Source organism: Streptomyces sp. NPDC058198 (assembly GCF_042882605.1).
Classification (GTDB): Bacteria; Actinomycetota; Actinomycetes; order Streptomycetales; family Streptomycetaceae; genus Streptomyces.
Genome location: NZ_JBHVVP010000003.1, coordinates 236,825 through 262,822, shown reverse-complemented (window position 1 = coordinate 262,822; position 25,998 = coordinate 236,825). Strand labels below are relative to the sequence as shown.

The following is a 25,998-nucleotide window of genomic DNA, read 5'->3' as shown; positions in this document are numbered from 1 at the left end:
GCCGGATCAGCTCCTGCCGTAGTCATCGATGAGGTCCCGGCATGCCTGGGCGACCTGCCGCGGGTACTCCATCATGGCAACATGCCCCGCGTCGGGGAGCGTCAGGAGGCGTGAATCACGGAAAGCGGCCGACGCTTTTCGCGCCATACGGTACGAAACGAGCTGATCCCGCCCGCCGTAGATGAGCAGCGTCGGCGCGAGCACCCGCTCGGCCTGCCGCCACAGTCCGTGCTGGCCGCCCAGGGTGTACGCGTTGACGATCCCGCGCGCCGAACAGGTCATCGCGTCCCAGAAATACGGCAGTTGGAGCCGCCGCTCCATCTCGTGCACCGCGTGGCGCACATCCTCCTCGGTGACCAGCGTCGGATCGCCGTAACAGAGCGCCATCACCCCGCGGGTGCGCTGCTCCGGGGTCCAGTCCCGGGTCAGCCGGCCGAACAGCGCCGTGACACCGGGCACCGCCATCAGCGCGGTGGGCACCGCCGTGCGCTGCACCCGGATCTCGGGCAGCGCCGGCGAGACCAGGGTCAGGGTGCGCACCAGATCGGGGCGGGCGGCCGCGACCCGGGTGACGACCGCGCCACCGAGGGAGTTGCCGAAGAGATGGACGGGCCCGCGCCCGCCCGCGTCCAGCAGCCGGATCACCGCGCGGGCGTGACCGGTGACCGAGTAGTTGCCGTCGTCCGGCGGCGGTGAGTCCCCGAAGCCGGGCAGATCGACGGCCTCTCCGTCGACCCTGTCCTCCAGGAGCGGCATCAGCGCCGACCAGTTCTGCGAGGAGCCGCCGAGCCCGTGCACATAGAGCGCGGGGGCCGCTCCGGTACGGGCCGCGGGCCGTGACCGTACGGCCAGCGTGAGCCCGGGCAGCTCCACGGAACGCAGCGTCTCCCCCTCCGCGACCCGTACGGGACTCACCTTCGGAGCCACGGTGGCGGCAAGGTTTTCCGGCAGCTCGGTCGAAGACATGCGGCAATGTTACGAGACGATCACGCCCCCTGTTCGTGTGTTCGCCATCACAGGCCATATGGCGTGACGCATCGGGGGCTCCTACGCTCGGAGGGAGGGGCGCTCGCCCCGGCCCCCCTTCCGTCGCGAGGAGAAAGGGCACTGTATGTCGGTAGACCCGACGGACCCGGACACCTTCGAAGCGAACGACGAGGATGCCGAGCTGGACGAGGAGACCCCCGAGGCCGACGCCGCGGAGCAGAAGGCCGACGTGCGGCGGCGCGGCGCCGAACCGCAGACGCGCGTCGACCCCGACAAGGCCAATGAGGCGGACGCCGCGGAACAGGCTCGGGCCGTCCCTCTGGACGAGGACGAGGACGACTACCGCTGAGCTGCCGGGGGGCAGCGGCTACCGCGGCCGTCCGGTCCGTGAAATTCTGCGTCCGCACCACGCACCGCCGGGTTACCCAAAAGTACGATGGCGGAGCGGCGCACCGCGCGCACGGAACGATTTTTGGGAGGCGGCGTGACAGCCATAGAGCAGACCGAGGCAGCACGCCCACGAGGCACGCGCCTGCCTCGCCGCGCCCGACGCAATCAGCTGCTGGGCGCGGCACAGGAAGTATTCGTCGCGCAGGGCTATCACTCCGCCGCGATGGACGACATCGCGGAGCGGGCCGGCGTCAGCAAGCCGGTCCTCTACCAGCACTTCCCCGGGAAGCTGGAGCTGTATCTCGCGCTGCTGGACCAGCACTGCGAGGCATTGCTGCTGGCCGTCCGTACGGCGCTGGCGTCGACGACGGACAACAAGCTGCGCGTCGAGGCCACCATGGACGCGTACTTCGCCTACGTGGAGGACGAGGGCGGCGCCTTCCGCCTGGTCTTCGAGTCGGACCTGACGAACGAGCCGGCGGTGCGTGAGCGCGTCGACCGGGTCGCGCTGCAGTGCGCGGAGGCGATCTCCGACGTGATCGCCGAGGACACCGGGCTGTCCAAGGACGAGTCCATGCTGCTGGCCGTCGGCCTCGGCGGCGTCTCTCAGGTGGTCGCCCGCTACTGGCTCTCCAGCGAGTCCGTCATCCCCCGCGAGCAGGCGGTCCAGCTCCTCACCTCACTGGCCTGGCGCGGTATCGCCGGCTTCCCGCTGCACGGCACCGAACAGCACTGAGAGCCTGTCGGGTGACCTCTGAGCGGCGCGTGTTCGCTGCGGGCGTTCACCGCCGCGTCTTCCGCGTGGTCTCTCCGGGCTAATGTGTGCTGCGTACCGCGCGGCTGACCGCGCAACGCACAGACCGTTCGGAGGGACATAGCCGTGGAGGTCAAGATCGGCGTGCAGCACGCGCCCCGGGAGATCGTTCTGGAGAGCGGGCAGTCCGCCGAGGAGGTCGAGCGCGCCGTGGCCGACGCGCTGGCCGGCAAGGCACAGCTGCTCAGCCTCACGGACGACAAGGGGCGCAAGGTCCTCGTACCGGCCGAGCGGGTCGCGTATGTGGAGATCGGTGAGCCCACGACACGACGGGTCGGGTTCGGCGCGCTGTAGTCACAGCCGTCCACCGACACCGGGAATGGCCCGGCGGGATTCCCGCCGGGCCATTCCGCTGTGCGCCCAGGCCCTGTCCGGTCGATCTTCGCGGGTGCGCCGGGGGAGGGTTGCGTTCCGTGCACTCCGGGTAGTGACGTGCTGGGCCGGACAGCGCCCGTACCGACGTACCCACCCCCGGCGATGAGGTGATCAGCAGTGATCTTCGAAGCTCTCGGATCGGTCCTGCTCGGACTCGGTCTCTCGTGGGCCGCGGCCCATGGGCTGTCCCACCGGCTCCCCGCGCGCCGGACGGTGTTCACGACAGGTCCGCTCGGCGCCCTCTTCGGTGCCTATCTGACGCATATGGCGCTTGGCGCGGGCCATGTCATGGCCACGCTCGTCGGCGCCCTGCTGGTGGGAGCGGTGGTGCTGTCCCTGCTGCTCCGTCCCGCGGGCCGCAGGCTGCACCGGGCCATGCCGTAGGGCGTGTCCGGCCGGTCGGCGCGGACGCGTGGCCCGGGCTCCCCGGGTGCGGTCAGGCGGCCAGTCCGAGTGCGGCCATCCGCTTGGTGTGCGCCTCGGTGATCCGGGAGAACATCCGGCCGACCTCCGCGAGATCGAAGCCGCCGGCCACCCCGCCCACCAGCATCGTCGAGAGCGCGTCCCGGTCGGCCACCACACGCTGGGCCTGCGAGAGCGCCTCGCCCATCAGCCGCCGCGCCCAGAGCGCGAGCCGTCCGCCGACCCGCGGCTCCGCCTCGATCGCGGCGCGGACCTTCTCCACGGCGAAGTTGCCGTGTCCGGTGTCGTCCAGCACGGCCAGCACCAGCGCACGGGTGTCGGTGTCCAGCCGGGCGGCCACCTCACGGTAGAAGTCGCTGGCGATCGAGTCACCGACGTACGCCTTGACCAGGCCTTCCAGCCAGTCCGAGGGCGCGGTCAGCCGGTGGAAGTCGTCCAGCGCCTTGGCGAACGGCTCCATCGCGCCGGTCGGCTCGGCGTCGATCGCCCGCAGCCGGTCGTTCAGCTGCTCGAAGTGGTGGAACTCCGCGGTGGCCATTTTCGCCAGCGCGGCCTTGTCGGCCAGGGTCGGCGCGAGCTTGGCGTCCTCGGCGAGCCGTTCGAAGGCCGCCAGCTCGCCATAGGCGAGCGCTCCCAGAAGATCCACGACCGCGGCGCGGTACTGCGGCTCGGCGGAGGCCGTGGCCCAGTCCTGGGCGGCGATTCCAGTGGGTTCCTCGGCTGCGGATGCGGACGTGGTGGCGGTGTCGGGCGTCTCCATGGACGGCACAATAGCCCGCTCCGCGCACCGCGGAAGGGCCTGGTCAGACAGTGCCGCCACACCGTTCCGACGAATTCGCCCGACACACATGCGCGATTCCGGGGTACAGTGGTAATGCGCCTGCCGACTATTCGGCGGGCATCGCAGTGTTTGACCGAGGGGCGTTCCCTCGGACAGGCCTTATGAGGATGCCCGGTCGGTGGCCCGATCGGCTCCGCCCCCGACCGCCCTCCGCGCGGACCGTACGCACAGCTGCGTACGACCTGCAGTGAGGGGCCCCCTCAGCGGCACGAGCGCTCGAGCGACGGCAGTGGTCCCGCGCCATCCGGCCAATCCACGGCCGGCCGAGTACCCAGGTGCGGTACGACCCCCAGCGTTCGCCTCGCGCCGCGTCTCACAGAAGAGGCAGCACCCTGACTACGACTTTCCGAGAGCTCGGAATCCTTCCCGAGACAGCCGAGGCGCTTGAAGCCGTCGGCATCATGTCTCCGTTCCCCATCCAAGAGATGACCCTCCCCGTCGCGCTTTCCGGCAAGGACGTCATCGGACAGGCCAAGACCGGCACCGGCAAGACGCTCGGCTTCGGCCTGCCCCTGCTGGAGCGCGTCACCGTCCCCGCGGACGTCGAGGCGGGCCGGGCCGTGCCCGAGCAGCTGACCAACGCCCCGCAGGCCCTGGTGGTCGTTCCCACCCGCGAGCTGTGCACGCAGGTCACCAATGACCTGCTGACGGCCGGCAAGGTGCGTAACGTCCGCGTGCTGGCGATCTACGGCGGCCGTGCCTACGAGCCGCAGGTCGAGGCCCTCAAGAAGGGCGTCGATGTGATTGTCGGCACCCCGGGCCGGCTGCTCGACCTGGCGGGCCAGAAGAAGCTCGATCTCTCCCATGTGCGCGGGCTCGTCCTGGACGAGGCCGACGAGATGCTCGACCTGGGCTTCCTGCCCGACGTCGAGAAGATCATCCAGCTGCTGCCGCCCAAGCGCCAGACGATGCTGTTCTCCGCGACCATGCCGGGCGCGGTCATCGGCCTCGCCCGCCGCTACATGTCGCAGCCCACCCACATCAGCGCCACCTCGCCGGACGACGCGGGCGCGACCGTCGCCAACACCACGCAGCGTATCTACCGCGCCCACTCCATGGACAAGCCGGAGCTGGTCGCGCGCATCCTGCAGGCCGAGGGCCGCGGACTCGCGATGATCTTCTGCCGTACGAAGCGCACGGCCGCCGACATCGCCGACCAGCTCGCCCAGCGCGGCTTCGCCTCCGGCGCGGTCCACGGCGACCTGGGCCAGGGCGCCCGCGAACAGGCGCTGCGCGCCTTCCGCAACGGCAAGGTGGACGTGCTGGTCTGCACCGACGTCGCCGCCCGCGGTATCGACGTCGAGGGCGTGACCCACGTCATCAACTACCAGTCGCCGGAGGAGGAGAAGACCTACCTCCACCGCATCGGCCGCACCGGCCGGGCCGGCGCGTCCGGTACCGCCGTCACGCTGGTCGACTGGGACGACATCCCGCGCTGGCAGCTGATCAACAAGGCGCTGGACCTCGGCTTCCCGGACCCGCCGGAGACGTACTCCACGTCCCCGCACCTGTTCGAGGAGCTGAACATCCCCGCCGGGACCAAGGGCGTCCTTCCGCGTGCGGACCGGACGCGTGCCGGTCTCTCGGCGGAGCAGGTCGAGGACCTCGGCGAGACGGGCGGCCGTGGCCGCAAGTCCGCCGCCGGCCCCACCGCCACCGCGGTACGGGAAGAGCGCCCGGCCCGTACGCGCGCCCCGCGCCAGCGCCGCCGTACCCGCGGCGGGACCTCGCTGGACGGCGCGGAGCCGCAGTCCGGGACGGCGGTCGAGCCGCAGCCCAGGAAGGCGGTCGAGCCCCAGTTCCAGACGGCGGTCGAGCCGCAGTTCCAGACGGCCGTGGAACCGCAGTTCCAGACAGCCGTACCGCCGGACACCGCGGAGCGGCCGGCCGGACCCCGCACTCCGCGCCGTCGTCGGCGGACCCGTACCGGTGCCGGTGACGCCGCTGCCGTCGGGGCCGAGGCATCGGTCCTGGAGACCCCTGGCACGGAGGTGCTGACGGAGTCCGTGGTGACGGAGCCTGAGGCCGACGCCGCGCCCAAGCGCCGTCGTCGCACGCGGGCCGCGAAGCCCGCGGCCGAAGACGTCGTGCCGGCCGAGACGGCCGTGGCCGTCGACGCCCCCGAGGCCCCGGTCGCCGAGTCCAAGCCGCGCCGCCGCACCCGCGTCGCCAAGCCCGTCGCCGAGGCGGCGGACACGGCGGAGCAGGCTGTGGCCGTCGAGGCCGCTGCCGAGGCCCCCGTCGCGGAGTCCAAGCCGCGCCGCCGCACCCGCGTCGCCAAGCCCGTCGCCGAAGCGGTGGAGACGGCCGAGACGGCCGCGGACGCACCGGAGGGCGAGGCCGTACCCAAGCCGCGCCGCCGCCGCGCCCGTACGACCACGGCCCCGACCGAGGGCTGACGCGCCGCCCGACGGGCCGACGCACCGACCGATGGCCCGGCGCCCCCTCAGGGGGGTGCCGGGCCATCGGCATGCCCGGGCCCCATCGGCGTACGAGGGCCGGCCGGACCGCTAGCCTCGTCGCATGAGTCGGCCGCCCACCTTCACCCCGCCCTCCTGCGCCCGCGCCCGCTTCCTGTCGACCCGTCGCGGGCGCTTCGCCGTGCTCGACGCGCGGCCGGCCGGGGAGCCGCAGGGGACCGTGCTCCTGCTGCCCGGTTTCACCGGCAGCAAGGAGGACTTCATCGCGTTGCTGGAGCCGTTCACCGAGGCCGGCTACCGCGCCGTCGCCGTGGACGGCCGCGGACAGTTCGAGACCGAGGGCCCGGACACCCAAGAGGCTTACGCGCAAAGTGAGTTGGCCTCGGACGTACTGGCTCAGGCCGAGGCCATCGGCACGCCCGTGCACCTGCTCGGGCACTCGCTGGGCGGGCAGATCGCCCGCGCCGCCGTCCTGCTCGACCGGAGCCCGTTCGTCTCACTGACGCTGATGTCCTCGGGGCCCGCGCAGGTCAGCCCGGTCCAGCGGGAGCGGGTGAAGCTGCTCAGCGACGCGCTCGTGACCATGACGATGGAGCAGGTCTGGCAGGCCATGCGGGCGATGGACCCACCCGAGGAGACCCCCGTCGACGGGGCCGACCTGCAAAGGCGCTGGCTGCGGACCAGTGCCGCGCAGCTGATCGCCACCGGCCGCCAGCTGACCGTGGAGCCCGACCGGGTGGCCGAGCTGGCCGCCGTACAGCCGCTGCCCAAGCATGTGGTGTCCGGCGAGCAGGACGACACCTGGCCGGTGCCGCTGCTCGACGCGATGGCGGAGCGGCTCGGGGCCCGCAGGACGGTCGTCGGGGGCGCGCAGCACTCACCCAACACCGACCGGCCGCAGGAGACCGCCACCGCGCTGACGGACTTCTGGGACGGCGGCCACTGATCGGGACAGGGACTAGACGAGTCATTCCGAAGTCCCGTCTGCCCGGCGGCGCCCAGCACGCACGCTCGCGGCGTTGCCGAAATGCCCTAGTAGCTCCGCTACGAGGGCACCTCGGCGCCTTGCGATCGCACGCACCGGACACCGCCGGGCCCGCCCTCCGGGCGGACGACGCTACTTCGGAATAACTCGTCTAGTACTGGGACTGGAGGTGGTGCCAGAAGCCGTCCCGGAGCGACCGCCGCAGCATCGCATGGCCTCTCAGTGAGCGCTGGAGCAGCTTCTCCGCCTCGATCAGCAGGTCCTGGTCCACCGGGCCCGGCAGATACGGATGGCCCGGCAGAAGCTCCGCCATCGCGTCCCGGCCGCGCTCGGCCAGCCAGGTCGCGGCGATCTGCGCGCCGATGAACCGCACCTGGTCACGGGAGGGCGGCGGCTCGCCCTCGTTTTCGTACGTGGTGACCGGGCGCCGGGTGACATACGGCTTGCAGAAGTCGAGGTCGAAGGTCCGCTGGCTGTCGACCTCCCACAGCAGCGGCTCGGCCTGGTTGCGCCCTTCGCCGGCCTCGATGCCCCACAGGTGGACCCGTGCGCCGTACCCCTGTGCCGCCTCGACGGCGGACACCAGGTCCTCGTCGCCGCCGACCAGCGCCGCGTCGCTGATGGCGCGGTGCCGGGCGAGCGATTCGAGATCCGTACGGATCAGGGAGTCGACGCCCTTCTGCTGGTTGTTGGCGTTGAGGTTGCCGAGCCTGACCTTGACGTCGGGCAGCTCGGCGATGGACTGCTGCTCGGAGGTGTGGATCCGGCGTCTGGCCCCGTCGTACCAGTAGACGCGGAGCAGTCTGCTGTCCGCGAAGATGATCCGCGCCTTGTCGATGAAGGCCTCGATGAGCCCCTCGGCGTCGAGATCGAAGGAGCGCCGGTCTTCCGTGCCCGCTACAAGCAACCCGGCCGCAGCATAGACGTAACCGGCGTCGACGAAGATGGCATGTGTGGACGGGGTCTTGGCGACCTCGGCGAGCATGCGCTGGAGCAGCTCGTTGGTGTGCTCCAGACGGGCGCCGATATCGCTGGCCTCTGGGTTGATCTCTGCCTCGTTCATACGCCGTTCATTCTCCGTGGACGACATTGTACCCGCCAGTAGTTAGCCACCCACAAATTTTCCTTAGCGTAGGGAATGTTTGCAGAGGGCAAGCCGTTGTACTGACATGTAACGACGACGGACGTGCCCGTCACCCATAGTTCTCCAGCAGGAGGATCAGACGAAGGGAGAAGCCTTGCGCTTCGAAATCATGCGTCTCGACGATGTCGACGGTTCCGCCGTGGACAGCACCGTTGTGGACGCCGCCTCCGTCAATCGGATCGTGCAGCAGGCCGCCGCGATGGGCCAGCGCATCTATATCCGTCCGGCCGAGACCTCGGCCTCGTAACCCTTATCGCACCTGACGCGACTGACGAAGCGCCCCCGTACGGATCACCCGTACGGGGGCGCTGCCGCGTCAGCCGCCCTGGACGACCTGGGTGACGCCGTTGATGATCTGCTGGACGGCGATGGCCGACAGCATCATCCCGGCCAGCCGGGTCACCAGCACCACCCCGCCGTCCCTGATCAGCCGGATGATCAGCAGCGAATAGCGCATCGTCAGCCAGAGCACGGCATGCATCGCGACGATCGCGGCCCATACCGAGACCTGCGCCGAGGCGCCGTCGGCGTGCTGCACGGCGAGGATGACGGACACGATCGCACCGGGCCCCGCGAGCAACGGCATGCCCAGGGGCACGAGCGCCACATTGACGTCCTTGGTCTGCTGGGGCTCGTCGTTCTTGCCGGTCAGCAGATCGAGCGCGATGAGCAGCAGAAGCAGACCGCCGGCGATCATCAGCGCCGGCACGGAGACATGGAGATAGTCCAGGATCTGCTGGCCGAGGATGCCGAAGACGGCGATCACACCGAAGGCCACGGCCACCGCCTGCCAGGCCATGGCGCGCTGGACCTTGGCGGGGCGGCCGGAGGTGAGGGCGAGGAAGATCGGTGTGATCCCGGGAGGGTCCATGATCACAAAAAGGGTGAGAAAGAGGGATCCGAAAACGGCAAAGTCGAACACAGTGAGGGCCTTGCGAGAAGAGAGAAGAGAGCGGAAGAACGAGCGGTACGGATACGGCGAAAGGCAGTACGGATACGGCGGTACGGCCGGACTTAGGCGCGTCCGCCCGCGCCCGGCACCGGGAACGCGCCGGAAGCGCGCCGGGTGATCTCGCCGTAGATCTCCGGGTCCGTGGTGGACGCCCCGAGCTCCACGGACTTCCTGCTGCCGTGATAGTCGCTCGACCCGGTGGTCAGCAGCCCGAGTGCGGCGGCCAGCCCGCGCAGCCGGGCACGCGTCGGCTCGTCGTGGTCCATGTGGTCGACCTCGATGCCGTCGAGGCCGGCGGCGGCAAGGCGTTCGACGGCGGCCTCGGACACGACCTCACCGCGCTTGACGGCCCCGGGGTGCGCGAAGACGGTGACGCCGCCGGCGGCCTTCACCAGGCGGATCGCCTCGAAGGGATCGAGTTCGTGCTTCTCGGCGTACGCGCGTCCGCCGTCCGCGAGCCACTCGGGTGTGAAGGCGTCGGAGACGGTGCCGACGACGCCCAGTTCCACGAGCGCGGTGGCGATGTGCGGCCGGCCGAGGGAGGCGTCGCCCGCGATGCGCGCCACCTGGTCCCAGGTGATCGGGACGCCCAGCTCCTGGAGCTTGCACACCATCGTCCACGCCCGCGGGACGCGGTCGTCCCGTACCAGCTCGCGCTCGCGCAGCAGCTCCGGCTCGTACGGGTCGAAGAGGTACGCGAGCATGTGCAGCCCGACGCCGTCGAGACGGCAGGAGAGCTCGGCGCCCGTGACGAGCGTGAGGTCCCGGTCGAGGTCCGCGAGCGCGGTGATCGCCTCGGCGTGGCCCCGGGTGGAGTCGTGGTCGGTCAGCGCGACGACGTCGAGCCCGGCGGCGGCCGCGTTACGGACCAGCTCGGCCGGGGTGTCCGTACCGTCCGAGGCCGTGGAGTGGGTGTGCAGGTCGATGCGCACGACGCGTACTCCGGGGCTCGGGGCGGACAGGGGACGCTTCAGGATAACGGGAGATTCGAACACCCCGTCCCGGCCGTCCGGGCGTCTCCGTCAGGACAGCAACCGTGGTGACAGCGGACCGCAGGGCACCAGTTCCACGTCGGCGCCGCCGTCCCGCAGATCGGTCAGCACCAGCTCGTCGTAGAGCAGCAGCCCCGACTGCTCAGGCCAGACGATCGCCCACAGCCACAGCCCGAGCGCCTCGCCCGCGAAGACCGCGCGGTCCTTCGGCGCCTCGGGGACATGCCAGAGCGGGGTGGGCCGCCCCGCGGCGAGCAGCTTGGTCTGCGGTGGCTTGTCGACACAGATGGCGGGCCCCGGGTCGGGGCCGTCGATACCCGCGTAGCGCGCGCCAAGACCGACCCCCAGCTCCTCGGCGACGAGCAGCAGCTCACCGGTGCCGCCGAGCGGTCCAGGGCCCGAGCAGGCCACGGCGGTCGCACGGCCACCACTGCGGTCGTCGCCCGCGTACGCGACGCCGGTGAAGAGCCAGCCGACGGGCAGGGGCCAGGGCATCCACACCGGAACAACGGCGCGGTGCACCACGACGTCGAGAGCTTCGGAACTGGGCGGTATCACCGGCTGGAGCGGATACACCGTGCCGTGTAGGTCGCACTGCCAGGAATCGGCGAAGAGGCCGGGCGCCCTGACCCGGCCACCGCACTTCGGGCAACTGGGTTGGCCCCTCATAGTCCCCCACGGTCCTCCCCGGGCGTCGCCGCGTCAAGGACGGTCGGCCGTCCGGCGCGGGCCGCGGCGGGCGGCCGGTGCGAGGCGCACGCGCGAGCCGGGGCAGACGGGACCGGCCGGCTCAGTCCAGCGGGACGGAGCGGCGCAGCGGATCGCGCAGGTCCGTGCCGTGCGCCAGCCATCGCTCGTGCAGCTCCCGCGCGCCCCTGACCCGCTTCCACGCCGCCTCGTTGGGCGTCATCGGCAGGAGCGGCAGAAACCGCACCGGCTCCAGCGGTTCGTCCAGCTCCAGGTCCTCGACCAGGCCGCCGGACTCCCCGACGAGTACGGAGCTGAACGGCGCCTGCGGCCACAGCGGCTCCCCCAGGTCGAGGGAACTGCCCGGAGCCACGACCACCCCCTCGACCTGCGGGGACGCGGCCAGCACGGCCAGCGGACGCAGTACCTGGTCGGTCGCGGCCGGCCCGGACCGTACGGTCAGGACCAGCTCGGCCCGCGGGCCCTTCACCGGGTCGGCGAGCAGCGCCGCCGGATCGGCCATCGGCTGCGCCGACATCCCCAGGGTGGCGTAGCGCACCACGTCCGAGCCGCCGCGGGAGTCGGTGAAGCGCAGCACCTCGATGCGGTCCGTCCCCAGGAAGGTCACCGCCGCGCGCGCGTCCGGTTCACCCAGCGCCGTACAGAGCCGGGCCTCGACCAGAGCAAGAATTTCTCCCATGCCGGGAGCATAGATCGCGCGTGAATGGGGCAAGGGAAAGGATTGGCCTGCTGTCAGCTGATAGTCTTGGCCGCTGGTCGGGGCAGCACGCTGAGCTGAAGCGTCGCTCTCGAGTCCCGACGACACGTCATCCCCTACGGGGGACCGGCCGGAGGAGGTGGGGCTGCGGTGGATCGAAGTCACCCGGCCAGTACCAGCCGCTCTTCCGCACGACGCCTTTTCTCTGTGGTCTGAGGCCCTTTCCGCCCAGCCCCGCGGCATGTCGCACGACGGAAGAGCACTTCTTTTCTTTGCCTGTGTCTTTGCCTGTCTGAAGCGAACGCCGTCACCGCGACTCCGCGGTGCCGCCCGCTTTGCGGACGTACGCATCACGTCCCCATTCCGGGCTGTGCCACGCCTCGCCGACGGCCTCTCCGTGAAGGAGCCCGTCATGTCGATGATCCGTGACCTGCGCGCAGCGGTCCGCCCGTCCCTGCGCAAGAGCAGCGCCGCCTACAACAAGTACGAGACGTACGACGCCACCCGCGACCCGTCCGCGTCGAGCGCGGTGGTCGACTGCGCGGTCTACCGCGAAGGCCGGCGGGTGGTGAAAGGCCCTTGTGTCACCCCGCACGAAGCGATGCTGCGGGTGCGCGAGGGCGGCGGATTCGCCTGGATCGGCCTCCATGAGCCGACCGAGGAGGAGTTCGCCGGTATCGCGGCCGAGTTCGGGCTGCACCCGCTGGCGGTGGAGGACGCGGTGCACGCGCACCAGCGGCCGAAGCTGGAGCGGTACGACGACACCCTGTTCACCGTCTTCAAGACCATCCACTACGTGGAGCACACCGAACTGACCGCGACCAGCGAGGTCGTCGACACCGGCGAGGTCATGTGCTTCACCGGCCGGGACTTCGTCATCACCGTCCGGCACGGCGGCAAGGGCTCGCTGCGCAATCTGCGCCACCGCCTGGAGGACGACACCGAGCTGCTCGCCAAAGGGCCTTCGGCCGTGCTGCACTCCATCGCCGACCATGTCGTCGACGGGTACATCGCGGTGGCGGCGTCCGTGCAGGACGATATCGACGAGGTCGAGATCGATGTGTTCTCCGCCCCGGCGAAGGGCAGCCCGCGCGGCTCGGACGCCGGGCGGATCTACCAGCTCAAGCGTGAGGTGCTGGAGTTCAAGCGGGCCGTCTCCCCGCTGCTGCGGCCGATGCAGCTGCTGAGCGAGCGGCCGATGCGGCTGGTCGACCCCGACATCCAGAAGTACTTCCGCGATGTCGCGGACCATCTGGCCCGGGTGCACGAGCAGGTCATCGGCTTCGACGAACTGCTGAACTCGATCCTCCAGGCGAATCTGGCGCAGGCGACCGTCGCGCAGAACGAGGACATGCGCAAGATCACGTCCTGGGCGGCGATCATCGCCGTACCGACGGCCGTCTGCGGGATCTACGGCATGAACTTCGATCACATGCCGGAGCTGCAGTGGAAGTACGGCTATCCGATGGTGCTCGTCGCCATCGGCGTCATCTGTCTGACGATCCATCGCACCCTGAAGCGCAACGGGTGGCTCTAGGAAGTCTGCTGCATAGCGCTGGTTAAGCTGCGGGCATGACAGAACCGCAGCTTGGCCAGTTGCTTGTCGAGGAGGCCACCAAGAAGTCGGGCCTCATCTGGGTGCGGGGTCCAGGACCCGCCCGCGCGCTGTGGCACATCTGGCACGACGGCGCCGCGTATCTGGTCGGGGACGGCCCCGGGGAGCAGCCGCTGCCGGAGCTCGCCGACGGCTCCGCCGCCGAGGTGACCGTACGGAGCAAGGACAAGGGCGGCCGGCTGGTCGGCTGGACGGCGGCCGTCACGGAACTCGCGCCGCACTCCGATGCCTGGGAGGCGGCCGTCGCCGAACTCAAGGGCAAGCGGCTCAACGCGCCGGACGCCGAGGTGATGACGGAGCGTTGGGCGCGTGAGTGCCGGGTACTGCGGCTGACGCCCCAGGACGTGATCACCGAGCTGCCACAGGGCTCTCTGGCGGCCGCGCCGCTGGCGACCGGGGCGACGACCCGTCAGCCCGCCCCGGCCTCGCTGGGACGCCTGCTGCTCCGCCGTACGAAGCGTTAACCGACGGACCGGGTTCAGTCTCCGGCGCCCGGGAGCCGGCTGCCGTAGTCGACCGTCTGGCCCTTGGCCGGGGCCTCCAGGGGGAAGTCCTGGCCCCAGTCGGCGAGGGTGAGCGTCCCCGCGCCGCCCGCGCGGACCAGTTGCAGCGGGTACGCCGTGCCTTCGAGCGAGACGTCCAGCGTCCCGCCGTCGCCCTCGCCGCCACTGATCTTGATGGTCCGTACGCCGCCGATGGTGTCCCGGCTGCCCTTGCTCAGCTTGCCGTGCAGCGTCAGCAGCCCATCGAGCAGCACCTTCATGTCCGTGAAGCTGTTCAGCTGCTTGTACGACGGGTCGTCCTCCGGCACCTTCACGTACTTGTCCTGGAGCTTGTCCGCGACCTCGGCGTCCGCCTTGCTGGGCTCGGCGCTCTCCTTGCCGTCCTCGCCCGCGTGGCTCCAGAAGTCGGCGTCGGCCTTCAGGAAGAGCGCGTCCTCGATGCGCAGCAGCTGGAAGGTGGTGTTCTTCGAGGTGACGGACCCTATGCCGCCGTTCTCCTTGAGCCGCATATTGAGCTTGTACGTCTGTCCCTTGCTGACCAGGGAGCCGGAGAGGCGTACCGCGTCCGCGCTGCCCGCGGCCGTCTGCGCCTTTCTCTCGATCTCGGTGGCGGAGAGCTTGCCCACCATGTTCGTCCCCTCGTCCGGATCCTCGCCGCACGCCGTGAGTACCGTGGCCAGTCCGGCGCAGATCGCGACAGGAAGAGCGGCCCGGCGGGCACGGTCGGACGACAGGAAAAGGGTCACAGACGCACTGCCTCTCATACGAGGATGGGGGGTGGCAGACCGCAGCGTACCCGGGCCGGAGGCACCGCTCGACAGAGAGCCGGACGGACGGATCCGCCAGGGCGTACCGCAGCGGTACGGGCTAGCCTGAACCCGTTATCCCGCCGGATAAATGGACAATCAAGGGCAAGGAGGCGCTCGGCATGGCAGCAGGCGCCCCACGGGTCTTTGTCTCGCATCTGGCCGGTGCGCCGGTCTTCGATCCCGTCGGCGACCAGGTCGGGCGGGTCCGCGACCTGGTCGCGATGCTGCGTGTCGGCAGCCGCCCGCCGCGGCTGCTCGGCCTGGTCGTCGAAGTGCTCAGCAGGCGCCGGATCTTCCTGCCCATGACGCGGGTCACCGGCATCGAGTCGGGTCAGGTCATCACCACGGGTGTGGTCAACGTACGGCGCTTCGAACAGCGGCCCACCGAACGCCTCGTGCTCGGCGAGCTGCTCGACCGCCGGGTGCGGCTCGTGGAGAGCGACGAGGAGGTGACGGTCCTCGATGTCGCCATCCAGCAGCTGCCCGCCCGCCGCGACTGGGAGATCGCCAAGGTCTTCGTACGGCGAGGCAGGAAGGGCGGCGCGCTGCGCCGGCGGGGCGAGGCGCTGACCGTCGACTGGTCGGCGGTCACCGGCTTCTCCCTGGAGGAGGAGGGACAGGGCGCGGAGAATCTCGTCGCCACGTTCGAGCGGCTGCGCCCGGTCGATCTCGCCAACGCACTGCACCATCTGACGCCGAAACGGCGGGCGGAGGTCGCCGCGGCCCTCGACGACGACCGGCTCGCGGATGTCCTGGAGGAGCTGCCCGAGGACCACCAGGTGGAGATCCTCGGCAAGCTCAAGGAGGAGCGCGCGGCCGACGTGCTGGAGGCGATGGACCCGGACGACGCGGCCGATCTGCTCTCCGAGCTGCCCGAGGCGGACAAGGAGCGGCTGCTGACGCTGATGCGGCCCGACGACGCGGCGGACGTACGGCGGCTGATGTCGTACGAGGAGCGGACCGCCGGCGGTCTGATGACGACCGAGCCGATCGTGCTGCGCCCGGACGCGACGGTGGCGGACGCGCTGGCCCGGGTACGGCAGCAGGACCTCTCCCCCGCGCTCGCGGCGCAGGTCTATGTGTGCCGGCCGCCGGACGAGACGCCGACCGGCAAGTACCTGGGCACGGTCCACTTCCAGCGGCTGCTGCGGGATCCGCCGTTCACCCTGGTCAGCTCGATCGTGGACAGCGATCTGCCGCCGCTCGCCCCGGACACCCCGCTGACGGCGATCACCGGCCATCTCGCGGCGTACAACATGGTCTCGGCGCCGGTCGTGGACGACCGCGGCTCACTGCTCGGCGCGGTCACGGTCGATGACGTGCTCGACCACATGCTGCCCGACGACTGGCGGGAGAGCGGGTTCCACGACGTGGAGGAGGCGGCCGGTGGCAGCTGACCGCCCGGACAGGGACGGCGGTCGGGAGCGTCAGCGGACCGGCTTCCCGGCCGGGTCGACCGCGCTGGCCCGCGGCGGCCGCGCCAGGCTGGACCAGCCGCTGGCCCCGCGCCGCAAGCTGCTGCCCGACTACGACCCCGAGGCCTTCGGGGTGCTCTCGGAGCGGATCGCGCGCTTCCTGGGGACGGGCCGCTTCATCGTCTGGATGACCCTGATCATCATCGTCTGGCTCATCTGGAACGTCACCGCCCCCAGCGAGCTGCGCTTCGACCCGTACCCGTTCATCTTCCTGACGCTGGTGCTGTCCCTCCAGGCCTCGTACGCCGCGCCGCTCATCCTGCTGGCGCAGAACCGCCAGGACGACCGTGACCGGGTGACCCAGGAGCAGGAGCGCAAGCAGAACGAGCGCGCGATTGCGGACACCGAGTACCTGACACGGGAGATCGCGGCGCTGCGGATCGGCCTGGGCGAGGTCGCCACGCGCGACTGGCTGCGCTCGGAGCTCCAGGACCTGGTGAGGGACATGGCGGACCACCACCTGGTGCTTCCCCTGGAGAGCGGGCACGGACGCGAGGAAGCCGACCACTGACGGGCTTTCCGGAGGCGGCACGGAGCGCCGTACCATCTCGGTATGGCTACCGATACGTACGGAACCGCCGTTCCCGCGGAAGACGCGGTGCGCGATGCGCTGGCGACGGTGAACGACCCCGAGATCCACCGGCCGATCACCGAACTCGGCATGGTCAAATCGGTTGATATCGGGGCGGACGGCGCGGTGGCCGTCACGGTGTATCTCACGGTGTCCGGCTGCCCGATGCGCGACACCATCACGCGGACCGTGACGGAGGCGGTCGCGCGGGTCGCGGGCGTCACCCGGGTGGACGTGACGCTGGATGTGATGAGCGACGAGCAGAGGCGCGAGCTGGCGTCCTCGCTGCGCGGCGGCACCGCCGAGCGCGAGGTGCCGTTCGCCAAGCCCGGCTCGCTGACCCGGGTGTACGCGGTGGCCTCGGGCAAGGGCGGCGTCGGCAAGTCGTCGGTGACGGTCAACCTGGCGGCGGCGATGGCGGCCGACGGGCTGAAGGTCGGTGTCGTCGACGCGGACATCTACGGGCACAGCGTGCCGCGGATGCTCGGCGCGGACGGCCGGCCCACCCAGGTCGAGAACATGATCATGCCGCCGTCGGCGCACGGCGTGAAGGTGATCTCCATCGGCATGTTCACCCCGGGCAACGCGCCGGTGGTGTGGCGCGGGCCGATGCTGCACCGCGCGCTCCAGCAGTTCCTCGCGGACGTCTACTGGGGCGATCTGGACGTACTGCTGCTGGACCTGCCGCCGGGCACCGGCGACATCGCGATCTCGGTGGCGCAGCTCGTGCCGAACGCCGAGATCCTGGTGGTCACCACCCCGCAGCAGGCGGCGGCCGAGGTCGCGGAGCGGGCCGGCTCGATCGCGGTACAGACGCATCAGAAGATCGTCGGCGTCGTCGAGAACATGTCGGGCCTGCCGTGTCCGCACTGCGACGAGATGATCGACGTCTTCGGCACGGGCGGCGGCAAGCTGGTCGCCGAGGGGCTGACGAAGACGACCGGCGCGACGGTGCCGGTGCTGGGCTCGATCCCGATCGACGTACGGCTGCGGGAGGGCGGCGACGAGGGCAAGCCCATCGTGCTGTCCGACCCGGACTCGCCGGCGGCCATCGCGCTGCGCGAGGTGGCGAGCAAGCTGGGCGGCCGGCAGCGCGGTCTGTCGGGCATGTCGCTGGGGATCACCCCGCGCAACAAGTTCTGAGGTCCGCTCCGAGGTCCATGAAGGGGCGGCCGCTGCCGCGGTCGCCCCTGACCCGCGCGAGATGCGCCGTGCGCCGGCGTACGCGCTGCTACGAGGCGTACGAGGCGATGTCGTCGATCACCGAGAACCCGAGGCCGTAGGCGCTCATCCCGCGGCCGTACGCCCCCAGGTGCACCCTGCCCTTCGGCGAGCCGGCCAGCACCCAGCCGAACTCGGACTCGCGGTAGTGGAAGGGCGTCGGCACCCCGTCGACCGGCAGCGAGAGCGCCGACCAGGCGGACCCGTGCAGATCGTCGGCCAGCTCGAACGCGGTCTCGATCTGCTGGCCCAGCCATTCGTCGCGCAGGGTGTGGTCCAGCTGCGCGGGCCAGGTGGAGGTCAGCAGCCCCGACCCGGCCAGCCAGGCCGCCGAGGAGGCCGTGGTGGCGTCCAGATGCCCCGTGCCGTCACCGCTGCGGCGTACGGGGCTGGTGGCCACGGTCACGACCACCGCGAAGCGTTCTCTGTCCGCGCCTGACGCGTCCGGTCTTATCGACGGCTCGTCGCCGTGGCCCGTCGCGCCGTGCTGCACCGCGCCGTCGGCCGTGGCGCCGACCTTCATCAGCCAGCGTGGCCCGGTGAACGCCTCATCCAGTCCGTACCAGGGGAACGGCGCCCGCAGATAGCCTTCGACGCTGCGCCGGGCCACCCGCGCACCCTGGTCGCCGGATGAGCTGTCAGCGCTCCGTGTCCCTACCGGACTCGTGGTCTCCATCTGGCCGGCGCCTCCTCGATCTCGAGTGTCCGGAGCGGCCCGCCCCCGACGGGCGCCTCACTGCCGGACAGATGGAGGATAGCCACCCAGTCCCGACTCGTAGGGATTGATCGTGTTCAGGTGGCGTCTGCGTCGAAGGGCGCGCGGGCACCCTGATCGGGCTTCTCGCCCTTCTTGAGCAGGTCGGGAGTACCGGAGGAGCCCTTCGCGGAACTGACGGGAGCCACCGGTGTGTCCGACACGGCGGAGCCACTCTCATGGCCGTTCACCGCGTCCGCGACGTCGGACATCTCCTTGCGGAGATCGAAGCTGCTGCGGATCTCCTTCAGCCCCAGATCGTCGTTGTCCGCCAGCTGCTTGCGGATGAACGCCTTGGGGTTGAGGTCCTCGAACTCGAAGTCCTTGAACTCGGGGCCCAGCTCGGAGCGGATGTCTTCCTTGGCACTCTCGGAGAACTCGCGGATCTTCCGGACGAAGCGGGAGACGTCCTGGATGACCTTGGGCAGCTTTTCCGGGCCGAAGACAAGTATGGCGAGGACCACGAGCGTGACCAGCTCGAGTGCGCCAATGTCATTGAACACCTGCTGCTCCTTGTGTTCTCCGGTTACGTTCTCCGGTTGCGTTCTCCGTGCCCGCGGACCGGACGACGTCATCCTGGCCCGAGACGGGCCGAGGCCCGGGCCGCTCCACGGTACCTGCCGTAACTGTCCTGGGGGTACCTTCCGGTGGACGTCAGGTGCCGTCCGCAGAGCCCAGGGTCACCGTCATGGTCCGCTCTTTGCCCGAGCGGACCACGGTCAGCTCCAGTCGGTCACCCGGCCGGTGGGCACGGATCTTGACGATCAGTTCCTCCCCGCCGTGCACCCGCTGTCCGTTCACCTCGGTGATCACGTCCCCCGGCTTGATACCGGCCGTGGCGCCGGGGCCGCCGACGGTCACCGCGGGACCGCCGTCGGCCGCCTTCTCGCCGACCCGGGCGCCGTCGCCCGCGTACTCCATGTCGAGGCTGACCCCGATCACGGGATGGGTGGCCTTGCCCGTGTTGATCAGCTCCTCGGCGACCCGCTTGCCCTGGTTGATGGGGATGGCGAAGCCGAGCCCGATGGACCCCGCCTGTCCGCCGTCGACACCGTCGCCGCTGTCTGCGGCGCGGATCGCGCTGTTGATGCCGATGACCCGGGCCCTGGCGTCCACCAGCGGGCCGCCCGAGTTGCCGGGGTTGATGGGGGCGTCGGTCTGCAGCGCGTCCACGTAGCTGACATCGCTGCCGTCGCCCTTCTCGCCGCCGGCGGTGATGGGGCGCTCCTTGGCGCTGATGATCCCGGAGGTCACCGTGTTGGACAGGTCGAAGGGGGCGCCGATGGCCACGACGGGGTCGCCGACCCGGACATTGTCGGAGTTTCCCAGCGGCAGCGGCTTGAGCCCGGAGACTCCGGTAACCTTGACGACGGCGAGGTCGTAGCCGCTGTCCTTGCCCACGAGCTTCGCCCGGGCGGTCTGGCCGCCGCTGAACGTGACGGATATCTCGCCGGAGGAGCCCGCCGGCTGGACGACATGGTTGTTCGTCAGGATGTGGCCCTGGCGGTCCAGGACGAACCCGGTGCCGGTGCCCTGCTCGCCACCGCCGCTGACATGCAGGGTGACCACGCTGGGCAGGGCGCTGGCGGCGATGCCCGCGACACTGTCGGGCGCGCGGCCGCCGGCGTCCTGGCCGGCCTGCGGAAGTTCCACGGTGGTGAGCCCGCCGTTGCGTTCCACGTACGCGCCGACCGCGCCACCCAGCACGCCGGTGGCGAGCGCCAGCACCACGGCCGCGGCGAGACCGGCCCGCCGTCGCGTGCGCCGCGGCTCCGCGTACTGGGTCAGGGGCTGCCGGCCCGGGGCGTTCCACGGGTCGTACTGGAGCCACTGCGAGGGCTGCGGAAGGGGCTGGGGCGGCGTCGGCGGCAGCGACTGGTGCGGGAGCTGGGCGAGGGGCTGCGGAAGGGGCTGGGGGTCCACCTGGGCCTGCGGCGGGGCCGGATAGCCGGGAGGCGGGACATGGCCGCCGTTCGGACCGTGCGGCCCGGCGTACTGCGGCGGCAGGAGGGTGCCGTGCGCCGGGGTCGGGCGCTGTACGGGAGGCGCGGGCGCCCAGGGGCCAGGACCGCCGTAGGGCGGGGTGCTGTAGGCGTCGGGCTCGTGCAGCGGCTGCGGCCGCCCCTGCGGTACGGAAACCTCGTCGGCGAGCGGCGGCGCCGGATCAGCGGGCAGCGGAGCCGGGCCGGGGAAGCCTGACGGGCCGTCAACGACGGGGGACAGCTCCGCCGTCGCCTCGCCGCTGCGGGACGGCGGTACCTCGGACTCCTGCGGCACCGCGCGTCCCGTCGTGGGACGGCTCCACCACTTCGCCTTGGACCCGCTGGGCTTCCCGTCGTCCATGCTCTCCCCGCAACTGCTGCTCCGCGCCCCGCTGGGGCACCCCTGCAGGGGATTCAACCAGGTTTACGAATGTCCGCGCAGGGACCTGGTCAGCGACGGTACGAAAGCGGCGCGGCGGGCAGCGTGGGAGCCGCGAGCTGAGTGGGGTCGGGGGTGGCCGTGGGACCGGTCCCGGACACCGCGTCGATCTGGAGCGCCGTGCCCGTGGGCCGGATGAACGGCGCCAGCGACGAGCCGCTGAGCGCGCCGGGCGCGAACGGGCACTCGGTGAGCGTCTGCGCCTGGAGCAGGCCGGGAGGAGCGGCGGCGGCCGGGCGGTCGACGGACTGCGGCAGGATTCCGCTCGCCCCGCCGTGGCGGCGGGTGGACTCCGTACCGGCGGAGGCCTGGGCCGAGGTGCCGGCCGGGGCCCGCATGGGGGTGACATTGCTGCCCGCGCCGCGGGGCAGGGCATCGGCCGCCGTACCGAGCGGCATCGTGCCGCCCAGGGCCATCGCGGCGAACGACACCGCGCTGGCGGCCGCGAAGGCGAACCGCTTGCCGCGCCAGGGCGAGCGCTCGGCCTCCTGGCGGCCGACCTCATGGATCCGGAAGCCGGAACCACCGGGAAGCACCCCGCCATGGGCGATGGCCGGCACGTAACCGAAGCCGTCCGTGCGCACTCCGAAGACGCCGTCACCGAAGTGTCCCGCGTCGAACAGCCCTCGGCCGTTGTCGTCGTCGCCGGGTGGTCCCCCGGGCAGCCCCTGCAGTCTGGCGAGGAGCCCCGCGGAGGGCGGTGGCGGACAGGATTTCGCGAAAACGCTCTTCAGCCGGCGCTGGGCGTCGGCCTCGGCCTTGCACTTGGCGCAGGTCGCCAGATGGGCCAGCACACGCTCGCGCGCGTCATGGTCCAGCTCCCCGTCGACCAAGGCGGCGAGTCGGTCCCCCAGATGCTGCTCGGCAGGGGTCGGGCTTGAGCCACTCACGCCGGTCCGCCCTCCCCGGCCACGCTCACGAAGGCGCGCTGCTCGGCCCGGGCCTCGGGCGAACGGTGCTGCAGGGCCTTGCGCAGATGAGAGCGGCCGCGGTGGATCCGGCTGCGTACGGTGCCGAGCTTCACACCGAGCGTGGCCGCGATCTCCTCGTAGGAGAGTCCCTCGATGTCGCAGAGCACCACGGCGGCCCGGAACTCGGGGGCGAGGGTGTCCAGCGCCTGCTGGACGTCCGCGTCGAAGTGCGTGTCGTGGAAGACCTGCTGCGGCGACGGCTCACGGCTTGGCAGCCGCTCCGCCGCGTCGTCGCCGAGCGCGTCGAACCGGATCCGCTGCTTGCGCCGGACCATGTCGAGGAAGAGGTTGGTGGTGATGCGGTGCAGCCAGCCCTCGAAGGTGCCGGGGGTGTAGGTCGACAGCGAGCGGAAGACCCGGACGAAGACCTCTTGGGTCAGGTCCTCGGCGTCGTGCTGGTTGCCCGTCAGCCGGTAGGCGAGGCGGTAGACGCGTCCGCTGTGCGTGCTGACGATCTCCTCCCAGGTGGGAGGCGTCCACGCCTGCGATTCCGCATCCGATGCGAAGGTCGCCGTAACTGCGGAGTCGATGGAGCGAGAACGGTCAGCAGTGTTGGTCACGGATTTCGGCTCACCAAAGGACCTGAGACAGCGCCTGAGCACTCCTCCCCGGTCCGCAGGCGCAGCCGCACCTCCCCTATCGGCTCTGGTGGTGTCCAGTGGAGCCCTTACCATAGCCACTCCGCCCGTTAGCTCCGGATAAGAATCTTTACGCGAGTTTGGGGCCGGTCCCAGGTCGTGATCCCTGTGTTCCCCGTGCCGGGATAACGCCTGGTCCCATCTGCGGGTTCCCGGGTGCAGCGGATACAGTCACCGTTGCGCCGCCAACGGGGACAAGGAGAGGGTCATTACCGCCAACCGGCAGACGAGCTGGGCGTTCGCCGACGCCTTTGTCGCCGAGGACGAAGCACAGCGCTGGGCCCGTGACCGGGCCCGGGAGACAGGTCTTCGCCCGGTGTCACCAGGCACCGGTGCCGCGCTGCGTCTGCTCGCCGCCACGCTGGGTGCGAAAGCGGTCGCGGAGATCGGAACGGGCACCGGCGTCTCGGGGACGTATCTGCTGCAGGGCATGCGCGCGGACGGCGTCCTGACCACGGTCGACACCGAACCGGAGCGCCAGCAGTTCGCCCGGCAGGCCTTCCGGGCCGCCGGCTTCACCGGGAACCGCGCGCGCTTCATCCCCGGCCGCGCCCTGGATGTGCTGCCCCGGCTGGCGGACGGCGGGTACGACCTCGTCTTCTGCGACGGCGACCGGCTGGAGTGCCTCGACTACCTCGCTGAATCGTTGCGTCTGCTCCGGCCCGGCGGTCTCGTCTGCTTCGAAGGCGTGTTCGCGGACGGCCGGACGGTGGATTCCTCGGCCCAGCCCGCGGAGGTCCTCCGGCTGCGGGAGCTGCTGCGGACGGTACGGGAGAGCCAGGAGCTGCTGGCGTCCCTGCTGCCGGTGGGCGACGGGCTGCTCTGCGCGGTCCGGCGCGGCTGAGTCGTACCCGGCCCCGGCCCCCCTGAAAACAGAACGCTGCCCCGGTACGGACTGGTCCGTACCGGGGCAGCGTCGGTGTCGATCCGGGGGTGACCCTCGACCCCGAAGACTGTGAGCGTTCCGCTCAGCCGACGACCTTCTTCAGCGCGTCGCCGAGTGCGTCCGCCTCGTCCGGAGTCAACTCGACGACAAGCCGACCGCCGCCTTCGAGCGGAACGCGCATGACGATGCCCCGCCCCTCCTTGGTCACCTCGAGCGGGCCGTCGCCCGTCCGCGGCTTCATGGCCGCCATGCTCGTTCCCCTTCCTGAAACCAGCTCATCGCAGCCGGCGGCCCCATGACAGGCGCTGTGTCACCGGCATCGAACACGTTGCTTCAAGCCCATTATCCCGCATGGCTGGACCCGATGACCAACATCGGCCGGCATCGCTTGCGCAACGCGCTCTCGCAAAACCACTCAATTCGGCGATCCGCCTGCGATACTTCGCCGCCGTACGCTCCGCGAGGGCCCCACTTTCTTAGACGCAGGTCACATGCCCGGCGCCGGGGATCTCCGCCATGCTGGGGCCGGACAGACTGCCCGAGCCGCGAAGGGACCGATCATGGCCGACACCGTGCTGTACGAGGTGAGTGACGGACTCGCAACGATCACGATCAATCGGCCCGAGGCCATGAACGCGATGAATACCGAGGCCAAGGTCGCGCTCCGGGACGCGCTCACGGACGCGGCGGCCGACTCCGCCGTGCGGGCCGTACTGCTGACCGCGGCGGGCGACCGGGCCTTCTGTGTGGGACAGGACCTCAAGGAGCACACGGCCCTGCTCGAAGCGGACCGGGAGTCGGGCTCCGGCGACACGATGAGCACGGTGCGCGAGCACTACAACCCGATTCTCCGGGCGATCACGCAGATGCCGAAGCCGGTCGTGGCGGGGGTCAACGGGGTCGCGGCGGGCGCGGGATTCGGCTTCGCCCTCGCCGCGGACTACCGGATCGTGGCGGAGACGGCCGCGTTCAACACGTCCTTCGCGGGGGTGGCGCTGACCGCGGACTCCGGGGTCTCGTGGACGCTGCCCCGGCTGGTCGGGCGCGGCCGCGCCACGGATCTGCTGCTGTTCCCGCGCTCGGTGGCCGCGCCGGAGGCGTACGAACTGGGGCTGGTGAACCGCCTCGTCCCCACGGCCGACCTGCCGGCCGAGGCCCTCGCCGTGGCCCGGTCCCTGGCCGAGGGCCCGACGCTGGCGTACGCGGCGCTCAAGGAGTCCCTGGCGTACGGCGCGGAGCACTCGCTGGCGCAGACGCTGGAGAAGGAGGACGAACTCCAGTCGAGGGCCGGCGGGTCGGAGGATCACACGATCGCGGTGCGTGCGTTCCTGGCGAAGGAGAAGCCGCGGTACGTGGGCCGCTGAGGGTTCCACCAGGGGCAGGGGGCCGGGGGTTCGGCCCCCTGCCCCCCGGCGCGGCCTGCGTGGGCCGTCCTCAGACGTCGCGCGAGGCGCAGTCGGCCAGATGGTCGTTGACCAGGCCGCAGGCCTGCATGAGGGCGTAGGCCGTGGTGGGGCCCACGAAGCGGATGCCACGCGCTTTGAGGGCCTTGGACAGCGCCGTGGACTCGTCGGTGACCGCCGGGACGTCCTTGGTGGTCCTGGGTGCCGGGCGCTTCGCCGCGTCGGGGGCGTACGACCAGATCAGGGTGTCCAGGTCGCCGGGGGACCAGTCGGCGAGGACGCGCGCGTTGGCGAGCGTGGCGTCGATCTTGGCACGGTTGCGGATGATGCCCGGGTCGGCGAGCAGCCGCTCCCGGTCCGCGTCGGTGAACTCCGCCACGGACGCGATCTTGAACGAGGCGAAGGCAGCGCGGAAGCCCTCCCGCCGGCGCAGGATCGTGATCCACGACAGACCGGACTGGAAGGCTTCCAGGCACAGCCGTTCGAAGAGGGCGTCGTCGCCCCGGACCGGACGGCCCCATTCGGAGTCGTGGTAGGCGAGATAGTCCTCGGTCGACAGGCCCCAGGGGCAGCGCAGCCGCCCGTCAGGACCCGCCACAGCGGTCCCGTCGGTCACCGGCCCGTCTCCTCTCCCGGCTTCTTGAAGAGGTCGCGGGAGGACATCGCCGTCGCCTGGGCGCCGGCCAGCGCCGCCTCCAGCTCCGCGATCCGCGCGTCCCGCTCCGCGAGCTCCACGCCGAGCCGGCCGAGCACATCGTCGACATCCGCCATCCGGTAGCCGCGCGCGCCGACCGGCAGCCGGAGCGCCTCGACATCGGCGCGGCCGACCGGGCGGTTCACGGGCAGGGGGTCCACCAGCTGTTCCGGAGCGGTCTCCGGCAGGACCGCGTTGTCGCCGCCGCCGACGACCGCGAGCGTGACCGCGGCGACGACCACGACCATCGCGATGAGCAAGAACAAGAACACGAGCTTCTCCCCGGGCAGGAAAACGTCCGGTGCCGAT

The 25,998-nt window shown here is 71.0% G+C and carries 29 protein-coding genes and 1 pseudogene; 14 read left to right on the top strand and 16 right to left on the bottom strand.

Going from position 1 to position 25,998, the window contains the following annotated elements:
• Window positions 1–6: 6 nt before the first annotated feature.
• Entirely contained in the window at window positions 7–966 is a 960-nt protein-coding gene (locus ACFVWW_RS13460; protein WP_384189832.1) for an alpha/beta fold hydrolase, read from the bottom strand.
• A 145-nt stretch (window positions 967–1,111) separates the two neighbouring features.
• Here ACFVWW_RS13460 and ACFVWW_RS13455 point away from each other — a divergent pair, with 145 nt between their 5' ends.
• The 4 genes from ACFVWW_RS13455 (at window position 1,112) to ACFVWW_RS13440 (ending at window position 2,950) form a co-directional block, all read left to right on the top strand.
• Complete coding sequence (locus ACFVWW_RS13455; RefSeq protein ID WP_384189835.1) at window positions 1,112–1,336, top strand: hypothetical protein; 225 nt, start codon at window positions 1,112–1,114, stop codon at window positions 1,334–1,336.
• Between the two features lie 135 nt (window positions 1,337–1,471).
• The gene (locus ACFVWW_RS13450) at window positions 1,472–2,113 is read left to right on the top strand and encodes a TetR/AcrR family transcriptional regulator (protein WP_384189838.1); all 642 of its coding nucleotides are present in this window, start codon (window positions 1,472–1,474) and stop codon (window positions 2,111–2,113) included.
• 144 nt (window positions 2,114–2,257) lie between these two features.
• Window positions 2,258–2,485: a DUF3107 domain-containing protein gene (locus ACFVWW_RS13445; RefSeq protein WP_046500385.1), complete on the top strand. Its 228-nt coding sequence runs from the start codon at window positions 2,258–2,260 to the stop codon at window positions 2,483–2,485.
• A 198-nt stretch (window positions 2,486–2,683) separates the two neighbouring features.
• Complete coding sequence (locus ACFVWW_RS13440; protein WP_384189842.1) at window positions 2,684–2,950, top strand: hypothetical protein; 267 nt, start codon at window positions 2,684–2,686, stop codon at window positions 2,948–2,950.
• Window positions 2,951–3,002: 52 nt separating this feature from the next.
• Here the strand turns inward: ACFVWW_RS13440 and ACFVWW_RS13435 are convergent, their stop codons facing one another.
• A complete protein-coding gene (locus ACFVWW_RS13435) occupies window positions 3,003–3,749 on the bottom strand; it encodes a ferritin-like fold-containing protein (protein WP_384189845.1) in 747 nt (248 codons plus the stop codon).
• Between the two features lie 506 nt (window positions 3,750–4,255).
• Here ACFVWW_RS13435 and ACFVWW_RS13430 point away from each other — a divergent pair.
• Both ACFVWW_RS13430 and ACFVWW_RS13425 read left to right on the top strand, forming a co-directional pair.
• Window positions 4,256–6,229 (top strand): DEAD/DEAH box helicase, encoded by a 1,974-nt coding sequence (locus ACFVWW_RS13430; RefSeq protein ID WP_386878390.1) that lies wholly within the window; start codon window positions 4,256–4,258, stop codon window positions 6,227–6,229.
• Window positions 6,230–6,353: 124 nt separating this feature from the next.
• Window positions 6,354–7,196: an alpha/beta fold hydrolase gene (locus ACFVWW_RS13425; RefSeq protein ID WP_386878391.1), complete on the top strand. Its 843-nt coding sequence runs from the start codon at window positions 6,354–6,356 to the stop codon at window positions 7,194–7,196.
• Window positions 7,197–7,386: 190 nt separating this feature from the next.
• On the opposite strand, the gene ACFVWW_RS13420 is transcribed toward ACFVWW_RS13425, so the two are convergent.
• Window positions 7,387–8,298 (bottom strand): NYN domain-containing protein, encoded by a 912-nt coding sequence (locus ACFVWW_RS13420; RefSeq protein WP_384189853.1) that lies wholly within the window; start codon window positions 8,296–8,298, stop codon window positions 7,387–7,389.
• Between the two features lie 175 nt (window positions 8,299–8,473).
• Between ACFVWW_RS13420 and ACFVWW_RS13415 the strand changes: the two genes are divergently transcribed.
• Window positions 8,474–8,626 carry a hypothetical protein gene (locus tag ACFVWW_RS13415; RefSeq protein WP_327234611.1) on the top strand — a complete coding sequence of 51 codons (153 nt, stop codon included), beginning with the start codon at window positions 8,474–8,476 and terminating at the stop codon, window positions 8,624–8,626.
• 69 nt (window positions 8,627–8,695) lie between these two features.
• Here ACFVWW_RS13415 and ACFVWW_RS13410 read toward each other — a convergent pair whose 3' ends face one another.
• The 4 genes from ACFVWW_RS13410 to ACFVWW_RS13395 form a co-directional block, all read right to left on the bottom strand.
• Complete coding sequence (locus tag ACFVWW_RS13410) at window positions 8,696–9,301, bottom strand: MarC family protein (RefSeq protein WP_384337084.1); 606 nt, start codon at window positions 9,299–9,301, stop codon at window positions 8,696–8,698.
• A gap of 92 nt (window positions 9,302–9,393) precedes the next feature.
• The gene (locus ACFVWW_RS13405) at window positions 9,394–10,263 is read right to left on the bottom strand and encodes a PHP domain-containing protein (protein ID WP_386878392.1); all 870 of its coding nucleotides are present in this window, start codon (window positions 10,261–10,263) and stop codon (window positions 9,394–9,396) included.
• Window positions 10,264–10,353: 90 nt separating this feature from the next.
• The gene (locus ACFVWW_RS13400; RefSeq protein WP_384189863.1) at window positions 10,354–10,992 is read right to left on the bottom strand and encodes a DUF6758 family protein; all 639 of its coding nucleotides are present in this window, start codon (window positions 10,990–10,992) and stop codon (window positions 10,354–10,356) included.
• 121 nt (window positions 10,993–11,113) lie between these two features.
• Window positions 11,114–11,710 carry a suppressor of fused domain protein gene (locus tag ACFVWW_RS13395; protein WP_384337088.1) on the bottom strand — a complete coding sequence of 199 codons (597 nt, stop codon included), beginning with the start codon at window positions 11,708–11,710 and terminating at the stop codon, window positions 11,114–11,116.
• A 430-nt stretch (window positions 11,711–12,140) separates the two neighbouring features.
• Between ACFVWW_RS13395 and ACFVWW_RS13390 the strand changes: the two genes are divergently transcribed.
• Entirely contained in the window at window positions 12,141–13,265 is a 1,125-nt protein-coding gene (locus ACFVWW_RS13390; protein ID WP_384189868.1) for a magnesium and cobalt transport protein CorA, read from the top strand.
• A 35-nt stretch (window positions 13,266–13,300) separates the two neighbouring features.
• On the top strand, window positions 13,301–13,807 hold the full coding sequence (locus ACFVWW_RS13385; protein ID WP_386878393.1) for a hypothetical protein: 507 nt from the start codon (window positions 13,301–13,303) through the stop codon (window positions 13,805–13,807).
• A 14-nt stretch (window positions 13,808–13,821) separates the two neighbouring features.
• Here ACFVWW_RS13385 and ACFVWW_RS13380 read toward each other — a convergent pair whose 3' ends face one another.
• Window positions 13,822–14,610: a hypothetical protein gene (locus ACFVWW_RS13380; RefSeq protein ID WP_389679593.1), complete on the bottom strand. Its 789-nt coding sequence runs from the start codon at window positions 14,608–14,610 to the stop codon at window positions 13,822–13,824.
• 164 nt (window positions 14,611–14,774) lie between these two features.
• Between ACFVWW_RS13380 and ACFVWW_RS13375 the strand changes: the two genes are divergently transcribed.
• Genes ACFVWW_RS13375 through ACFVWW_RS13365 form a run of 3 tightly spaced genes read left to right on the top strand, consistent with a single transcriptional unit; the run spans window position 14,775 to window position 17,844 of the window.
• Window positions 14,775–16,052, top strand: coding sequence for a magnesium transporter MgtE N-terminal domain-containing protein (locus tag ACFVWW_RS13375; protein ID WP_386878394.1), 1,278 nt, complete (start codon window positions 14,775–14,777; stop codon window positions 16,050–16,052).
• Window positions 16,042–16,641 carry a DUF1003 domain-containing protein gene (locus ACFVWW_RS13370; RefSeq protein ID WP_384189880.1) on the top strand — a complete coding sequence of 200 codons (600 nt, stop codon included), beginning with the start codon at window positions 16,042–16,044 and terminating at the stop codon, window positions 16,639–16,641. Before ACFVWW_RS13375 ends, ACFVWW_RS13370 begins: the two co-directional genes overlap by 11 nt.
• A gap of 42 nt (window positions 16,642–16,683) precedes the next feature.
• Window positions 16,684–17,844 (top strand): Mrp/NBP35 family ATP-binding protein, encoded by a 1,161-nt coding sequence (locus ACFVWW_RS13365; RefSeq protein WP_386878395.1) that lies wholly within the window; start codon window positions 16,684–16,686, stop codon window positions 17,842–17,844.
• Window positions 17,845–17,932: 88 nt separating this feature from the next.
• Here ACFVWW_RS13365 and ACFVWW_RS13360 read toward each other — a convergent pair whose 3' ends face one another.
• From ACFVWW_RS13360 to sigE, 5 genes are all read right to left on the bottom strand, one after another.
• Window positions 17,933–18,598: a hypothetical protein gene (locus ACFVWW_RS13360; protein WP_384189885.1), complete on the bottom strand. Its 666-nt coding sequence runs from the start codon at window positions 18,596–18,598 to the stop codon at window positions 17,933–17,935.
• 116 nt (window positions 18,599–18,714) lie between these two features.
• The gene (locus tag ACFVWW_RS13355; RefSeq protein ID WP_384189888.1) at window positions 18,715–19,179 is read right to left on the bottom strand and encodes a sec-independent translocase; all 465 of its coding nucleotides are present in this window, start codon (window positions 19,177–19,179) and stop codon (window positions 18,715–18,717) included.
• A 151-nt stretch (window positions 19,180–19,330) separates the two neighbouring features.
• Window positions 19,331–21,019, bottom strand: a complete 1,689-nt coding sequence (locus ACFVWW_RS13350; protein ID WP_386878396.1) for a S1C family serine protease — start codon at window positions 21,017–21,019, stop codon at window positions 19,331–19,333.
• 89 nt (window positions 21,020–21,108) lie between these two features.
• A complete protein-coding gene (locus ACFVWW_RS13345; RefSeq protein ID WP_384189893.1) occupies window positions 21,109–21,987 on the bottom strand; it encodes a zf-HC2 domain-containing protein in 879 nt (292 codons plus the stop codon).
• Window positions 21,984–22,742, bottom strand: coding sequence for an RNA polymerase sigma factor SigE (gene sigE, locus ACFVWW_RS13340; RefSeq protein ID WP_384189896.1), 759 nt, complete (start codon window positions 22,740–22,742; stop codon window positions 21,984–21,986). Before sigE ends, ACFVWW_RS13345 begins: the two co-directional genes overlap by 4 nt.
• A gap of 141 nt (window positions 22,743–22,883) precedes the next feature.
• Between sigE and ACFVWW_RS13335 the strand changes: the two are divergent.
• Window positions 22,884–23,550 (top strand): annotated as a pseudogene (locus ACFVWW_RS13335) (O-methyltransferase).
• Window positions 23,551–23,674: 124 nt separating this feature from the next.
• Here ACFVWW_RS13335 and ACFVWW_RS13330 read toward each other — a convergent pair.
• Window positions 23,675–23,842 carry a DUF3117 domain-containing protein gene (locus ACFVWW_RS13330; protein WP_003966491.1) on the bottom strand — a complete coding sequence of 56 codons (168 nt, stop codon included), beginning with the start codon at window positions 23,840–23,842 and terminating at the stop codon, window positions 23,675–23,677.
• Between the two features lie 310 nt (window positions 23,843–24,152).
• Here ACFVWW_RS13330 and ACFVWW_RS13325 point away from each other — a divergent pair, with 310 nt between their 5' ends.
• Window positions 24,153–24,956: an enoyl-CoA hydratase/isomerase family protein gene (locus ACFVWW_RS13325; protein WP_386878397.1), complete on the top strand. Its 804-nt coding sequence runs from the start codon at window positions 24,153–24,155 to the stop codon at window positions 24,954–24,956.
• Window positions 24,957–25,026: 70 nt separating this feature from the next.
• Here ACFVWW_RS13325 and ACFVWW_RS13320 read toward each other — a convergent pair whose 3' ends face one another.
• Window positions 25,027–25,611 carry a DNA-3-methyladenine glycosylase I gene (locus ACFVWW_RS13320; protein ID WP_386878398.1) on the bottom strand — a complete coding sequence of 195 codons (585 nt, stop codon included), beginning with the start codon at window positions 25,609–25,611 and terminating at the stop codon, window positions 25,027–25,029.
• Window positions 25,608–25,961, bottom strand: coding sequence for a hypothetical protein (locus tag ACFVWW_RS13315; RefSeq protein WP_384189904.1), 354 nt, complete (start codon window positions 25,959–25,961; stop codon window positions 25,608–25,610). Before ACFVWW_RS13315 ends, ACFVWW_RS13320 begins: the two co-directional genes overlap by 4 nt.
• Window positions 25,962–25,998: the final 37 nt, after the last annotated feature.

Excerpts from the sequence above, each read along its gene's own strand:
- ACFVWW_RS13395 (WP_384337088.1), bottom strand. The coding sequence starts at position 11,710 with ATGGGAGAAATTCTTGCTCTGGTCGAGGCCCGGCTCTGTACGGCGCTG.
- ACFVWW_RS13365 (WP_386878395.1), top strand. The coding sequence starts at position 16,684 with ATGGCTACCGATACGTACGGAACCGCCGTTCCCGCGGAAGACGCGGTG.
- ACFVWW_RS13460 (WP_384189832.1), bottom strand. The coding sequence starts at position 966 with ATGTCTTCGACCGAGCTGCCGGAAAACCTTGCCGCCACCGTGGCTCCG.
- ACFVWW_RS13350 (WP_386878396.1), bottom strand. The coding sequence starts at position 21,019 with ATGGACGACGGGAAGCCCAGCGGGTCCAAGGCGAAGTGGTGGAGCCGT.
- ACFVWW_RS13380 (WP_389679593.1), bottom strand. The coding sequence starts at position 14,610 with ATGAGAGGCAGTGCGTCTGTGACCCTTTTCCTGTCGTCCGACCGTGCC.
- ACFVWW_RS13390 (WP_384189868.1), top strand. The coding sequence starts at position 12,141 with ATGTCGATGATCCGTGACCTGCGCGCAGCGGTCCGCCCGTCCCTGCGC.
- ACFVWW_RS13425 (WP_386878391.1), top strand. The coding sequence starts at position 6,354 with ATGAGTCGGCCGCCCACCTTCACCCCGCCCTCCTGCGCCCGCGCCCGC.
- ACFVWW_RS13385 (WP_386878393.1), top strand. The coding sequence starts at position 13,301 with ATGACAGAACCGCAGCTTGGCCAGTTGCTTGTCGAGGAGGCCACCAAG.
- ACFVWW_RS13325 (WP_386878397.1), top strand. The coding sequence starts at position 24,153 with ATGGCCGACACCGTGCTGTACGAGGTGAGTGACGGACTCGCAACGATC.
- ACFVWW_RS13455 (WP_384189835.1), top strand. The coding sequence starts at position 1,112 with ATGTCGGTAGACCCGACGGACCCGGACACCTTCGAAGCGAACGACGAG.
- ACFVWW_RS13435 (WP_384189845.1), bottom strand. The coding sequence starts at position 3,749 with ATGGAGACGCCCGACACCGCCACCACGTCCGCATCCGCAGCCGAGGAA.
- ACFVWW_RS13375 (WP_386878394.1), top strand. The coding sequence starts at position 14,775 with ATGGCAGCAGGCGCCCCACGGGTCTTTGTCTCGCATCTGGCCGGTGCG.
- ACFVWW_RS13400 (WP_384189863.1), bottom strand. The coding sequence starts at position 10,992 with ATGAGGGGCCAACCCAGTTGCCCGAAGTGCGGTGGCCGGGTCAGGGCG.
- ACFVWW_RS13330 (WP_003966491.1), bottom strand. The coding sequence starts at position 23,842 with ATGGCGGCCATGAAGCCGCGGACGGGCGACGGCCCGCTCGAGGTGACC.
- ACFVWW_RS13430 (WP_386878390.1), top strand. The coding sequence starts at position 4,256 with ATGACCCTCCCCGTCGCGCTTTCCGGCAAGGACGTCATCGGACAGGCC.
- sigE (WP_384189896.1), bottom strand. The coding sequence starts at position 22,742 with ATGGTAAGGGCTCCACTGGACACCACCAGAGCCGATAGGGGAGGTGCG.
- ACFVWW_RS13420 (WP_384189853.1), bottom strand. The coding sequence starts at position 8,298 with ATGAACGAGGCAGAGATCAACCCAGAGGCCAGCGATATCGGCGCCCGT.
- ACFVWW_RS13360 (WP_384189885.1), bottom strand. The coding sequence starts at position 18,598 with ATGGAGACCACGAGTCCGGTAGGGACACGGAGCGCTGACAGCTCATCC.